The organism is Tardiphaga sp. 20_F10_N6_6 (assembly GCF_052076045.1).
Taxonomy (GTDB): Bacteria; Pseudomonadota; Alphaproteobacteria; order Rhizobiales; family Xanthobacteraceae; genus Tardiphaga; species Tardiphaga robiniae.
In genome coordinates this window covers 3,313,859-3,325,645 of record NZ_CP197239.1, presented here as the reverse complement: position 1 = coordinate 3,325,645, position 11,787 = coordinate 3,313,859, and the positions used below count along the sequence as shown (strand labels likewise).

Sequence of the window (11,787 nt, the reverse complement as noted above, 5' to 3'; positions counted from 1 at the left end):
GACAGATGTCTCTTTCTACACCGATTCCACCCAATCAATCAGTGGGTACCCAACACCCGCGCGAGAATGAGGCCGAGCTGCTCTCTTGGCGTCGCACCTCGGGTTGAACTTTAGTTCTGCGCGGCCGCTCGAGCACGCGCTTGCCGGCCTCCGATGTCGGTGCTAGATGTCGGGTCATCGTACAACTTTTGGGGTGCGCTGCCGCTACAAGCTGATGGACGGCGGGCCGGCACGCTCCTAGAATTGTGACAAGATCGACCCCGCAAAGGGGCGAACCAGAATAATGGCCAACGCGCCGCATCGGGAAATTCACAGGGAGGATTTCGTCCATGAAGAGAAGAGATGTCGTCAAAGGCGGACTGGCCGCGCTCGCGGTTGGCGCTACCGGTCTCGGGCGGTTCACGCCTGCGCAGGCGCAGACCAAGATGGTCCTCAAGGCCTCTGACGTCCACCCGCTCGGCTACCCCACGGTCGAATCCGTGGTGCGCATGGGCAAGAAGCTGGATGCCGCCACAAGCGGCCGGCTCACCATCCAGATGTTTCCGTCCATGCAGCTCGGCGGCGAGAAGGAAGCCATCGAGCAGGCCCAGGTCGGCGCTCTGCAGATCGCGCGCATTTCCGTCGGCGCCGTCGGCCCGGTGGTCGATGACGTCAACGTCTTCAACATGCCGTTCGTGTTTCGCGATTCCAAGCACATGGAAGCGGTCCTCGATGGCGAGATTGGCACCGAGCTGCTGAACAAGATCACGGCCAATGAAAAAACCGGCCTGGTCGCGCTTGGCTGGATGAATGCCGGCTCGCGCAACATCTATAACAGCAAGCGCCCGATCAAGACGCTCGCTGATCTCAAGGGTCTCAAGATCCGGATGATCGGCAATCCGTTGTTTATCGACACCATGAATGCGCTCGGCGGCAATGGTGTCGCCATGGGCTTCGATCAGGTGTTTAGCGCCATGCAGACCGGCGTCGTCGATGGGGCCGAGAACAACCTGCCATCCTTCGTGGCGCAGAACCACTTCCAGGTCGCCAAGTATTTCTCGATGACAGAGCATCTGATCATTCCGGAATTGCTGGTGTTCTCGAAGGCGTCATGGGCGAAGCTCACGCCGGACGATCAGGCGCTGCTGAAGAAATTCGGCCGCGAAGCGCAGCTCGAACAGCGCGTGCTCTGGTACGAGGCGGAGAAGACCGCGCTGGACAAGATGAAGGAAGTCGGCACCGACATCGTCACGTCCATCGACAAGCAGCCGTTCCGCGATGCCGTGAAGCCGGTGTGGGACAAATACGGCGCGAAATACGCCGAGATGACCAAGCGCATTGCTGCGGTGAGCTAGCGGCATGTTCTCAATGTGTCGTCCCCGCCTTCGCGGGGACGACAGGATAGGCCAGCGCTTCCGTCGCGTTACCTGAGGTCTTCATGTCTGACGTTATTTCCAAACTGCCGGCTGCATCCAGTCATCACGCCGATACGGCCAGCCATGGTGCGGCTTACGCGTTCCGCCGCGCCATGAACGCACTGTACTGGTCCGGTGCCGTTTTTTCTTGCCTGGCGCTTGTGCTGATCTCCGCGATTATCCCTTGGGCTGTTTACACCCGCTACATTTTAAACAGCGCGGCGTCATGGCCGGAGCCGCTGGCGGTGTTGCTGACGATAGCGGTGACTTTCATCGGCGCCGCCAACTGCTATCGCCAGCGCATCCACATGAACATGACGGTAGGTACCAATCTGCTGCCGCCTCACGCGCGTGTCGTAGCTGCTTTCATCAGCGAGTTGCTGATGGCTGCGGTGGCACTGTTCATGGTGATCTGGGGCATGAAGCTGGTGATGACCACCTGGGGCAATTCGGTGGATGAATTTCCCTGGTTGTCTGTCGGGATCACCTACATGCCGATCCCGGTTTCCGGCGCGATGATGTTTCTCTTTGTCGTCGAACGCCTGACCATCGGTCCGCCGCCGCAGGATGGCAGCGACGCACACATACCTCTCGACTAGCTTCGCCGATCAGCTCCAGCCAGAATAAAGAAAATCCGACATGGACATCGCCGTTCTTCTGCTCAGCATGTGTCTGTTCTTCGCCGTCGGCATGCCGATCGCCTTTGCCCTGGCGCTTTCCGCGCTGGTCGGCGCACTGTGGATCGATCTGCCCGTTGCAGCTGTGATGCAGCAACTCTCCAGCGGCGTCGGCAAGGTGTCGATGCTGACTGTGCCGTTCTTCGTGCTGGCCGGCGCCATCATGGCAGAAGGCGGCATGGCGCGAAGGCTGGTGGATTTTGCAGCCGTCGTGGTCGGCTTCACGCGTATCCGCGGCGGCCTATCCCAGGTCAATATTCTGGCTACGACTATCATGTCCGGGATTTCCGGCTCGTCGGTCGCGGATACGTCGGCGATTGGCTCGGTGATGATCCCGCAGATGGCGGCGAAGGGGTATCCACGGGTGTTCGCCACCAATGTGACCATCTCCGCCTCGGTCCAGGCGATCCTGGTGCCGCCGAGCCACAATGCGGTGATCTATTCGCTGGCGACCGGCGGCGTGGTCTCGATCACCAGCCTGTTCCTGGCAGGTATCGTGCCCGGGCTATTGCTTGGCTTTGCGATCATGTTGTTGTGTCTCTACTTTGCCTATCGCGATGGTCATCCGAAGGGCGAGCCGGTGCCAGTGAAGCAGGCGCTGAAGATGCTGGGGGATGCCACCTGGGGAATCGTCACGCTGGTAATTGTGCTCGGTGGCATTCTCACAGGCGTGTTCACGCCGATCGAGGCTGGCGCTGTGGCGTGCGTCTGGGCCTTCTTCGTCACGATGTTTATCTATCGCGACTACAAATGGTCCGAGCTGCCGATGCTGACCTACCGGACGCTCCAGACGGTGGCGATGGTGTTGACGCTGGTCGCGACCGCGTCATGCTTCGGCTATGTCGCTGCGATGATGCGGATGCCGGCGCATATGACCGAGTTCTTCGTCGCCATCTCGTCGAACAAATACGTGCTATTGATGTGGCTCAATATCATGCTGCTGATCCTCGGCACGGCGCTCGATCTCGCGCCACTGCTGCTGATCTGCACGCCGATCCTGCTGCCGGTGGTGAAGAGTTTCGGGATCGACCCCGTGCATTTCGGCATCGTGATGCTGCTCAATCTCGGCATCGGCCTGTTGACGCCTCCGGTCGGTACCACGCTGTTCGTGGGCTGCGCCATCGGCAAGGTCTCGGTGGACGAGGTGATGCGCGGGATCTGGCCGTTTTACTGGGTGATGTTCGCGGTCTTGATGCTGGTGACTTACGTACCGTGGTTCTCGATGGCGCTGCCGCACGCGTTCGGCTTCAGGTGAGCTACTGGACCGGATCGACTGACAACTGCTTGTAGCGTTCCTTGCCGTTCAGCAAATGCCGGCGCATCGCATCGCGAGCCTTGCGCGGCGAACGGGCGCTGATCGCATTGACGATGACTTGATGCTCCTTCTCGATACTCTCGAGATAGCGCTTCTGCAATTCGACTTTGCCATCGAAGGTGCGGATGCTCTGGCGCGGGATGATAAGACCGCCAAGGAATTCCAGAAAACCGACAAAGCGCGCATTCTGCGTGGCGACAGCAATGGCGAAGTGGAAGTCAAAGTCCTCCTTCACCGCACGGTCGCCATTGGCGATGGCGCGGCTGAAGGTAGCCGCGGCCTTGGCAATGGCTCGGATCTGGGCAGCGGTGGCGCGCTCGCTGGCTATAGCCGCGGCCTCCATCTCGACGGCCGTGCGCAGTTCAAGAATTTCGATCACGCTGCCAAGCGAGCCCAGGCCGTCGGGGTCGATGGCATAAGGCTGCTGATCGGGCTCGCTGTTGACGAAGGCACCGGCGCCTTGCCGGGTGGTTACAAGACCCCGGGCGCGGAGTGCCGCAATCGCCTCGCGAACGACCGTGCGGCTGACGCCCATGGCCGCCATCATGGCCTGCTCGGTCGGTAGGCGCGCGCCTGCGGGCAAGCGGCCTTCGATGATCTGGGCAGCGATGCGCTCGACGACTTCCTCAGTACGGCGGCGCACGGGATTGAGCGGTCGCAGCAAAGGCGTGCCTGCGGCCCCATTGGTTGTCTTGCGCTTGGTGCGTGGCTTAGCTTGTCCGGTCATCGTACAACCGGGCTATCATCGCCGATGTCGCTGCGCAAGCTTGCGGCACGCGTCATTGCGCTGCACGCTCTTACATTGTTTCGAGTTCGGGCAGCTTGAGATCGCATTCGACCCAGGCGCCGTTAATGGTGAAGCGCTGGAACGGCGAGTCGGGCACCGGAGCCTGCAATGGGGCGAGGAACTGCGCGTCGGCGGGGCTGCGGAGGTGAAACTGGATATGGCTGGCGGAAAGGGCGTTGCGCGACAGCCAGATCATGCCGGAAAACAGCTCGATCAGCAGTTGTCCGTATTTATCGAGACCGGCACTTCCGAAGTCGTAGGTTGGCGACACGGTCATGAAACGGCAACGCAGCACGGGGCCTTCGAATTTGGGCATCAGAAGTTTGCTGACCTGACAGAAAGCCTGCGGAACGGTGCCGTCGTAGAGACCGTACAACCCACCCTTGCCGCCCTGCATGACAGGGTCCAAAGCCGCGAAAATACCCTGGGTGTAAGTGGAGAAGTCTTCCTCGGCTGCCTCGGCAGCCTTCCGCCACTGCGACTTCAGTGAAGCCCAGCTTCTGTCGGCGTCGGTGATCGGCACGAGCCGCATCTCGAGGTCCCCCCGCCGATTTACACACGGCCGGATGCAACCCTAGCTATATACCCTCAAGATTTTGATAACGCGGGAACTTGGCGCCAGCCACGTTTGCGCTCCAGCGGACGTCTACAGAGCGCGTTCAGGCGCCAGCGGACTGTAATCCGGCTGCAGCTGCGGCCACGATCGACGCCACCACCTGCTTCCAGGTCTTCGACGACTGCGGGCGATGAGACGAGGCTTTGAAGCGCATGGTCCTTGTCCGGTTGGGCCGCACATATTGCTGCGCAGCCGAGCGTCCTCAGGGACGACACCCGGAAAATCGTGCCTTGCGCGGGGGAAGTCGATCCCCCGGCAAAAATAGCAATACCCGCGCTGCTCTCGTGCCGGACGGCGGTTGGCTTGTTCTCTGCTGGCAATGAACGGCAGTGAATTATTCTCGCTGCCTCAACCCATCGCGGGAGCTTGCTCCTGCACTGCCGCCGGTTCCTGGCAAACATCGACCCAGCTGGCCCCGGTCAGTTCGGCCATCCGTGCCGGGGAAATCCGCACCGAACTGTTGACCGAGCCCGCCGCCGGCCACACCTCGGCGAATTCCCTCAGCGACACGTCGCAGTAGACTTGTAATGGCGTTGCCAGGCCGAACGGGCAGACGCCGCCGACCGGATGGCCGGTGAGGGCAACGACCTCATCGGCCCCCAGCATGCGGGGCTTGCCGCCAAGTGCATCGCGTGCCTTCTTGTTGTCGAGCCGCGCTGTACCCTTGGTCACCACCAGCACCACCCGGTCGCCGACCCGCACCGACAGCGTCTTGGCGATTTGGCCGGGCTCGACGCCCAACGCCTCGGCGGCGAGAAGGACCGTGGCCGAGCTTTTGTCAGTGACGGTGACGAATAATTCGGGGGCGTTGGCGGTGAGAAAGGCGCGGACGGACTCAAGGCTCATGATGCGGTCTCGGTGACATACCGCCACGCCCTCTCACATGTCGCCGACAAAGTGAAGTCACATCCGTGCATTGGGGAACTGGGCGGCGCTGCCGCGCCATTCCCTCACGCCGGTTTTGACCTTATACGGGCTCTTGTCCGGCTGACCGTGCCGGGCGATGTTCTGGAGCCTACCCCTCGATGCTGCCGGCCTATGTGATCCATGCCAAGTCGTTGCCCGAGCGCACGGAGCATATCCAGCGTGAGCTCGACCGTGCGGGCATCAAGTTCGAGTGGGTGCTGGATTTCGATGCCGACGAGATCACCTCCGATGTCGATCGGGCTTATTTCGCCGAAGGCGCCGATCTCACGCTGCGGCAGAAATCCTGCGCGCTGAAACATGTCGTCGCCATGCAGCGCATCCGCGAGCGCGGCCAGGATCTGGCGCTGATCTTCGAGGATGACGCATTGCTGGTGCCGGATTTCTGCGACCAGTTGAAGCGCGTGCTTGATGAAGCCGAAAAGTGGCCGCGGCCGCGCATTCTGCATCTTGGCGCCGCGACCAATTTTTACACCCCGGCGTCGGAGTTGCGCCCGGGCCAGATCGTCTATCCCGGCAATCGCGTGCGCAATATGGAAGCCTATGTCCTGGGCGCGCCCGAGGCTTCGGCACGACTTGACTGGATCGCGCGGCATCCGATGCACGAGCCTATCGACATCGCCTTCAACACCGGCGATCCTGCCATGGGCATCCCGTTCCTGTGGCCGGAACCGCCGCTGGCCGAGCAAGGCTCGCTCAACGGCGTGTTCAAGAGCTCGCTTGATCGCAAGGGGCATGCGCAATTGCAGCTGCGCATACAGTTTGCCGTGCAGAAGTTCAGGCGGCGTTATTTGAAGCGGTGGCTGAAGCTGAAGTAATTGGCGGCTTCCGGCCGGTCATTCCGGATAGAGTATTGCGTACCAACGCGCCGAGCAATCCCACTGCCAGACAGTACAGCATCCCCTGCGTCACCGCCGAGATGTGGCTGTTGAATAAAGAGCCAATCACGTTCTGCAACACGACGGCCTGGCCGAGGATGCTTGCATAATCGCGCGCGAGAAAAAGCCGTGCATGCGCGATCCACATGGCCCACAGCAGCAGCCCGCCGATCAGGCCGACCTGCAGCACCGTATGAAGCGTTTGATTGTGCGGATCGGGCGTGGCTTGGCCATAGGGCGACGGCTTCGTCGCCTCCATGTTCTGATACAGCGGCTTGATGCTCCCGGTGCCGTGACCGACGATGGGCGAGGCCTTCACGAAGCCGACTGCCTTGCTCCAGAAATCCATCCGCGATGCAGTCGAGACTGTTTCGCCGCCAGCGGTCTGGCCGCTATTGGCGTTGATGTCCGAGTTGATCTCTGCGATCCGGCGCTGCGCTTGTGGCGAGGTCAGCAATGCGATGCCGATCACGATCATGGCTGCGACCGCGACCATGGCGGAGCGTCGCCAGCCGCCGGCGTGGATGACGAATAAACCGAGTAATGCGGCGGCCATGATTGCGCCCGTCTTCGACACATAGATCAGGAAAATGTCGGCAAAGAACAGAAGCGCGAGCACGATCATCGCGATGGCGCGGCGGGTGTCCTGGACCCAGATGCGCATCGCGCCGATCGCCAGAGCGAAGGCACAAAGTGCGAAGCAGCCGGATTGAACCGCGTTGTCCTTGAAGGGCACGCCGGGCGCCTTGAACCAGCCCCACGGTCCCGTGGGCCACAGGAACGCAGCCCATGACAGGGCGAGAAGACAAATACAGGCGGCAAGAAAGCCATAAGCGATTTGTAACGCTTGTTTCGGCGTAAATGCCGTTGCCATCACCAATGGAATCAACAGCAGCTTGGCGTAGGGACCAACCCATCTGATCGCGCCGCTGAGCGGCTGCATCGACCAGAGTACGCCGACCAGGATCAGCGCGAACAGCGCGACCGGCAGATAGGCCGCCGGCCTCCGCAACGTGGCGATGAAACGATCGCGGTCGAGTGTCAGCAGCGCGAGCACTGCAAAGATCGACACCGCGATAGCCTGACCGCTGGTTGAGAACGGCAGCGAGAAGCCGGTGGCAATGGCAGCGATCTGCCGGGCATCCGCAAGTTTGCGCGGCAGATCGTTGTTCGTCATATGCCCAGGAGTTTCCGTGCGTTGTTCTTCAGGACCTTCGGACGCACCTCGTCGCGAATGTCGAGCTTGGCGAAATCGGCCATCCAGCGATCCGGCATGATCACCGGCCAGTCGGAGCCGAACAGCATCTTATCCTGCAGGATCGAATTGATGTAGCGCACCAGGATCGGCGGGAAGTATTTCGGCGACCAGCCGGACAGGTCGATATACACGTTGGGCTTGTGGGTCGCGACCGACAGCGCCTCTTCCTGCCAGGGGAAGGAGGGATGCGCCAGAATGATCTTCATGTCGGGAAAGTCGACCGCAACGTCGTCCATATACATCGGGTTGGAATATTTCAGCCGCATCCCCATGCCGCCTGGCATGCCGGAGCCGACGCCTGTCTGGCCGGTGTGGAACAGCGCGATAGCGCCGCCTTCCTGGATCGCCTCATAGAGCGGATAGGCCATGCGGTCGTTGGCGTAAAAGCCCTGCATGGTCGGGTGGAACTTGAAACCCTTTACACCGTATTCGGAGATCAGCTTGCGTGCCTCGCGCACGCCAAGCTTGCCCTTGTGCGGATCGATCGACGCGAACGGGATCAGCACGTCGGCGTTTTCTTTGGCGATCTCCAGCATCTCGTAGTTGTTGTAGCGGCGGAAGCCGGTCTCGCGCTCGGCGTCGACCGGGAAGATCACCGCGGCAATCTTCTTGTCGCGGTAATAGGCGGCTGTTTCCTGCACTGTCGGCGGATGCTTATGCGGCGACTTGAAATACTCGGCCATGCGGGCCTGGAAATCATCATAGCCGTCGTCGGCGTGGCAGCCGCATGGCTCTTCCGCATGTGTGTGGATGTCGATGGCGACAAGGTCGTCCGGATTGAGCAATTTCATGTCCCGCGTCTCCCGCACTTTCATCATTATCGTTGGCGGTTGCTCTAGCAAACCGGCCTGCTGAATGAAAGGCGCGGAACGCTGCCGACCTAGCCGGTGGAGAAGGACTGTGTCCGGATATCCTGCGCGGTGCGGCGGAGCGGGATCAGGTATTTCTCCTTTGCCGTCGCCTCGTCCATTGTGCCCGAAATGGCATTCACGCTGATCGCCGCGACGACCCGGCCGCCGTGGTCGCGGACGGGGACGGCGATGCCGCAGATGGCTGGATCGAGTTCACCATCGACCCAGCCATAGCCTTTGGCCTCGACGCGTTCGAGCTCGCGTTCCAGCAGCACGGGATCGGTGATGGTGCGTGGGGTGATATGTTTGAATTCGGTGGTGGCGAGATAGTGCGCGCGCTGGTCCGGCGGCAGGGCTGCGAGCAGGACCCGGCCGAGCGACACCACGTGGGCGGGCAGGCGGCTTCCGACGGCGAGATTGGCCGAGAGAATGCGCTGCGCCGGCAATCGCAGCGCATAGACGATCTCGGTCTCGTCCAGCACGGCCAGCGAGCAGGATTCGCCGATTTCGTTGCGCAGGTCTTCCAAAGCGCGTTGCGCATAGCCCCAGTAAGGCAGTGCATTGAGGTAGGAAAGGCCAAGTCCCAGCGCCCGCGGGCGTAGGCTGAAATAGCGGCCATCGGCTTCGCAATATTTCATCACGATCAGCGTCGCCAGCATCCGGCGCGCCGTCGCGCGGCTGAGGCCCGCGATCGCGGCGACTTCCGAGAGCGTGTGCCGACCTGGTGGGCGACCCAGCGCTTCGACGGCCGCAAAACCACGGGCGATCGCCCGAACGAAACCGTCACTGTCTTTAGCCATGCACCATCCTGCCGGTTCGGACTTGTCAGTCTCGGGAAACCGCGCCTATAGTTGTTCGTAAGGCGACCATAAAGTTCGCCTGGTGAACGTTAGTGGAGAAGGCGCTATGGCGCAAGCGGAAGTTTTTGAAACCGATTTCTGGAAGGACGCGAACCTGCGCAAGGTCTGGGACGAGATCGTCCCGGGTGAGCCACGCAAGACGCTGCCTTATGTCCTGACGAGGGAGGCGATCCAGCTTTATTGCCGCTCGGTTGGCGAGAACCACCCATTGTATTTCGACGAGGCTTACGCGAAGGCGTCGCCCTATGGCGGTCTGATCGCGCCGCCATCGATCCACATTCTGCTGATGTTCTCCTGCACGCCGGCCGACGACTGGATGCGCACACCTGGGACCGTCAACGCTGGCCAGTCCTGGAGCTACAACGTCCCGGCACGGCCCGGAGATACCATCACCCTGCAGGCCCGCGCGCTCGACAAGTTCATCAAGCGCGAGCGGCTGTTCGTGGTCCACGACAACGTGTTCTTCAACCAGCGTGGCGACGTCATCTGTTCTGGCCGCGGCCAGACCATCCGCCCGATGTGAGCGTGGCAAGGAGATCAACCATGACAACCAGCTTTGACAAACTCTCCACCGGCGACACCATCGACGGTCCGAGCTTCGCAGTGTCGCGCGAGTCGATCCGGCTCTTCTGCGACGGATCACTCGACTATAATCCGCTGCATCTCGACGACAACTATATGAAGAACTCGTTCGGCAAGACCAATTTCGGCGGCATCATCATGCATGGCATGAATAATTTCGGGCTGATCACCCGCATGCTGACCGACTGGGCCTATCCCGCAGGTGCAATCCATCGCCGTCTCGAAACGCGATGGGTCAAGCCGGTGAAGCCCGGCGACACGATCCAGCCGGTTGGCATCATCAAGGCCAAGCAGACCACCGAGAAATCGCGCTGGGTGCTGATCGACGTGCTGGTGAAGAACCAGAACGACGAGAAGGTCGCTGTTGGCGAGGCGATGGTTGAATTTCCGCTGACAGCCTAGTGGCTCAATGCAACGGCGTGCGGCATAGTCCGCACGCCGGATAAAAACAGGCAAGGGATCGAAATGAAGAAGCTCACGAGGCTCGCCCTGTCGTGTCTGGCGATGACTTTTGTCATGTTGTCAGGCGCGCTGGCGCAGAATTTTCCAGTCAGTCAGATCAAGATCATCGTGCCGTTCCCGGCAGGTGGCACGACGGACATCCTCGCGCGGTTCGTCGCGCAATATCTAGGCGAGAAGCTCGGCGTCGCCACCATCGTCGAGAACCGGCCCGGTGCATCGGGCACGATCGGTTCGGAAGTTGTCGTGAAGTCGCCCGCCGATGGCAGCGTGTTGTTGGTCACGGCCACGCACCACGTGATCAATCCGAGTCTACGCAAGAGTCTGCCTTACGAGACACAGAAGGACTTCTCGCCGATCGCCCTGATCGCGACGGCGCCAAATGCGCTTGTTGTGACCAGGGACTTTCCGGCGAAGTCGGTCGCCGAGTTGATCGAGTTGGCGAAGAAGCAGCCCGGCAAGCTGTCCTTCGGATCGGCCGGCGTCGGCGGCGCCAATCATCTGTCGGGCGAATTGTTCAAGCAGATGGCTGGAATCAATATCGAACACATCCCTTACAAGGGCGCCGCGCCGGCGATGAACGACCTGATCGGCGGCCATATTCCGATCATGTTCGATACGTTGCCGACTGTTCTGCCTGCTGCCGAGGCGGGCAACATCCGTGTGCTCGCGGTCACCAGCCTGACCCGAGCGGCCTCGCTCCCCAATGCCCCCACCCTCGATGAGGCCGGCGTAAAGGGGTTCGAGGCGACCGCCTGGTTCGGCATGTATATGCCGCAGGCCAATGGCAGCCCGGCCTATACGAAGCTGGTCGCGGCCATGAAGGAGATCCTGGCGGCACCCGCGACCCGCGAGAAATTCGCCACCCAGGGTGTCGAGCCGGGCAAGCTGGCGGGAGCTGAATTCACGGCTTTCGTCGATTCGGAGATCAAGAAGTGGGGCGCAGTGGTGATAACCGCGAATGTCCCGCAAGAGTGATCCGCACGTGTTTGAAGGGTCCGGTGGCTGTTCCCGGACCCTCAAGCCACCAAAATACCTGCAAATATCGATCCGATGGTCGTCAGATGCCCGGATCGGATTGACAGTCTGGCGCCCGATGGCTTAGAAACCGCGGGTCCCGGGCGACTTGGTCGCCAGCGGGTTCAAGCTCATTTTCGCTGATTTCGGCCTGCTGCGCACGGCCTTT

The 11,787-nt window shown here is 61.2% G+C and carries 13 protein-coding genes; 7 read left to right on the top strand and 6 right to left on the bottom strand.

The window, feature by feature from the left end:
• Positions 1-329 precede the first annotated feature (329 nt).
• From AB7813_RS16080 to AB7813_RS16070, 3 genes are all read left to right on the top strand, one after another.
• On the top strand, positions 330-1,334 hold the full coding sequence (locus AB7813_RS16080; protein ID WP_093757160.1) for a TRAP transporter substrate-binding protein: 1,005 nt from the start codon (positions 330-332) through the stop codon (positions 1,332-1,334).
• 83 nt (positions 1,335-1,417) lie between these two features.
• Complete coding sequence (locus AB7813_RS16075; protein WP_175367803.1) at positions 1,418-1,993, top strand: TRAP transporter small permease; 576 nt, start codon at positions 1,418-1,420, stop codon at positions 1,991-1,993.
• Positions 1,994-2,033: 40 nt separating this feature from the next.
• Positions 2,034-3,326 (top strand): TRAP transporter large permease, encoded by a 1,293-nt coding sequence (locus AB7813_RS16070; RefSeq protein WP_089265860.1) that lies wholly within the window; start codon positions 2,034-2,036, stop codon positions 3,324-3,326.
• A 1-nt stretch (position 3,327) separates the two neighbouring features.
• Here the strand turns inward: AB7813_RS16070 and AB7813_RS16065 are convergent, their stop codons facing one another.
• From AB7813_RS16065 to AB7813_RS16055, 3 genes are all read right to left on the bottom strand, one after another.
• The gene (locus AB7813_RS16065) at positions 3,328-4,113 is read right to left on the bottom strand and encodes a FadR/GntR family transcriptional regulator (RefSeq protein ID WP_089265861.1); all 786 of its coding nucleotides are present in this window, start codon (positions 4,111-4,113) and stop codon (positions 3,328-3,330) included.
• A gap of 70 nt (positions 4,114-4,183) precedes the next feature.
• Positions 4,184-4,705, bottom strand: a complete 522-nt coding sequence (locus AB7813_RS16060) for a hypothetical protein (RefSeq protein ID WP_175367806.1) — start codon at positions 4,703-4,705, stop codon at positions 4,184-4,186.
• A 432-nt stretch (positions 4,706-5,137) separates the two neighbouring features.
• Positions 5,138-5,635 carry a YbaK/EbsC family protein gene (locus AB7813_RS16055; RefSeq protein ID WP_439065041.1) on the bottom strand — a complete coding sequence of 166 codons (498 nt, stop codon included), beginning with the start codon at positions 5,633-5,635 and terminating at the stop codon, positions 5,138-5,140.
• Positions 5,636-5,814: 179 nt separating this feature from the next.
• On the opposite strand from AB7813_RS16055, the gene AB7813_RS16050 reads away from it, so the two are divergent.
• The gene (locus AB7813_RS16050) at positions 5,815-6,531 is read left to right on the top strand and encodes a glycosyltransferase family 25 protein (protein WP_089265863.1); all 717 of its coding nucleotides are present in this window, start codon (positions 5,815-5,817) and stop codon (positions 6,529-6,531) included.
• Here AB7813_RS16050 and AB7813_RS16045 read toward each other — a convergent pair.
• From AB7813_RS16045 to AB7813_RS16035, 3 genes are all read right to left on the bottom strand, one after another.
• The gene (locus tag AB7813_RS16045) at positions 6,491-7,768 is read right to left on the bottom strand and encodes an O-antigen ligase family protein (RefSeq protein ID WP_439065040.1); all 1,278 of its coding nucleotides are present in this window, start codon (positions 7,766-7,768) and stop codon (positions 6,491-6,493) included. The genes AB7813_RS16050 and AB7813_RS16045 overlap by 41 nt on opposite strands.
• The gene (locus tag AB7813_RS16040) at positions 7,765-8,640 is read right to left on the bottom strand and encodes an amidohydrolase family protein (RefSeq protein WP_089265865.1); all 876 of its coding nucleotides are present in this window, start codon (positions 8,638-8,640) and stop codon (positions 7,765-7,767) included. The genes AB7813_RS16045 and AB7813_RS16040 overlap by 4 nt, the downstream gene beginning before the upstream one ends.
• An 89-nt stretch (positions 8,641-8,729) precedes the next feature.
• Positions 8,730-9,500, bottom strand: coding sequence for an IclR family transcriptional regulator domain-containing protein (locus AB7813_RS16035; RefSeq protein ID WP_089265866.1), 771 nt, complete (start codon positions 9,498-9,500; stop codon positions 8,730-8,732).
• A 106-nt stretch (positions 9,501-9,606) separates the two neighbouring features.
• On the opposite strand from AB7813_RS16035, the gene AB7813_RS16030 reads away from it, so the two are divergent.
• From AB7813_RS16030 to AB7813_RS16020, 3 genes are all read left to right on the top strand, one after another.
• A complete protein-coding gene (locus tag AB7813_RS16030; protein WP_089265867.1) occupies positions 9,607-10,083 on the top strand; it encodes a MaoC family dehydratase in 477 nt (158 codons plus the stop codon).
• Between the two features lie 20 nt (positions 10,084-10,103).
• Positions 10,104-10,544 carry a MaoC family dehydratase gene (locus AB7813_RS16025; protein ID WP_068728848.1) on the top strand — a complete coding sequence of 147 codons (441 nt, stop codon included), beginning with the start codon at positions 10,104-10,106 and terminating at the stop codon, positions 10,542-10,544.
• 63 nt (positions 10,545-10,607) lie between these two features.
• The gene (locus AB7813_RS16020; RefSeq protein WP_439065039.1) at positions 10,608-11,579 is read left to right on the top strand and encodes a Bug family tripartite tricarboxylate transporter substrate binding protein; all 972 of its coding nucleotides are present in this window, start codon (positions 10,608-10,610) and stop codon (positions 11,577-11,579) included.
• Positions 11,580-11,787 lie beyond the last annotated feature (208 nt).

What these genes read in the sequence shown, in the direction of transcription:
- AB7813_RS16025 (WP_068728848.1), top strand. Translation starts at nt 10,104, where the DNA reads ATGACAACCAGCTTTGACAAACTCTCCACCGGCGACACCATCGACGGT.
- AB7813_RS16070 (WP_089265860.1), top strand. Translation starts at nt 2,034, where the DNA reads ATGGACATCGCCGTTCTTCTGCTCAGCATGTGTCTGTTCTTCGCCGTC.
- AB7813_RS16030 (WP_089265867.1), top strand. Translation starts at nt 9,607, where the DNA reads ATGGCGCAAGCGGAAGTTTTTGAAACCGATTTCTGGAAGGACGCGAAC.
- AB7813_RS16075 (WP_175367803.1), top strand. Translation starts at nt 1,418, where the DNA reads ATGTCTGACGTTATTTCCAAACTGCCGGCTGCATCCAGTCATCACGCC.
- AB7813_RS16050 (WP_089265863.1), top strand. Translation starts at nt 5,815, where the DNA reads ATGCTGCCGGCCTATGTGATCCATGCCAAGTCGTTGCCCGAGCGCACG.
- AB7813_RS16040 (WP_089265865.1), bottom strand. Translation starts at nt 8,640, where the DNA reads ATGAAATTGCTCAATCCGGACGACCTTGTCGCCATCGACATCCACACA.
- AB7813_RS16080 (WP_093757160.1), top strand. Translation starts at nt 330, where the DNA reads ATGAAGAGAAGAGATGTCGTCAAAGGCGGACTGGCCGCGCTCGCGGTT.
- AB7813_RS16060 (WP_175367806.1), bottom strand. Translation starts at nt 4,705, where the DNA reads ATGCGGCTCGTGCCGATCACCGACGCCGACAGAAGCTGGGCTTCACTG.
- AB7813_RS16065 (WP_089265861.1), bottom strand. Translation starts at nt 4,113, where the DNA reads ATGACCGGACAAGCTAAGCCACGCACCAAGCGCAAGACAACCAATGGG.
- AB7813_RS16055 (WP_439065041.1), bottom strand. Translation starts at nt 5,635, where the DNA reads ATGAGCCTTGAGTCCGTCCGCGCCTTTCTCACCGCCAACGCCCCCGAA.
- AB7813_RS16045 (WP_439065040.1), bottom strand. Translation starts at nt 7,768, where the DNA reads ATGACGAACAACGATCTGCCGCGCAAACTTGCGGATGCCCGGCAGATC.
- AB7813_RS16035 (WP_089265866.1), bottom strand. Translation starts at nt 9,500, where the DNA reads ATGGCTAAAGACAGTGACGGTTTCGTTCGGGCGATCGCCCGTGGTTTT.
- AB7813_RS16020 (WP_439065039.1), top strand. Translation starts at nt 10,608, where the DNA reads ATGAAGAAGCTCACGAGGCTCGCCCTGTCGTGTCTGGCGATGACTTTT.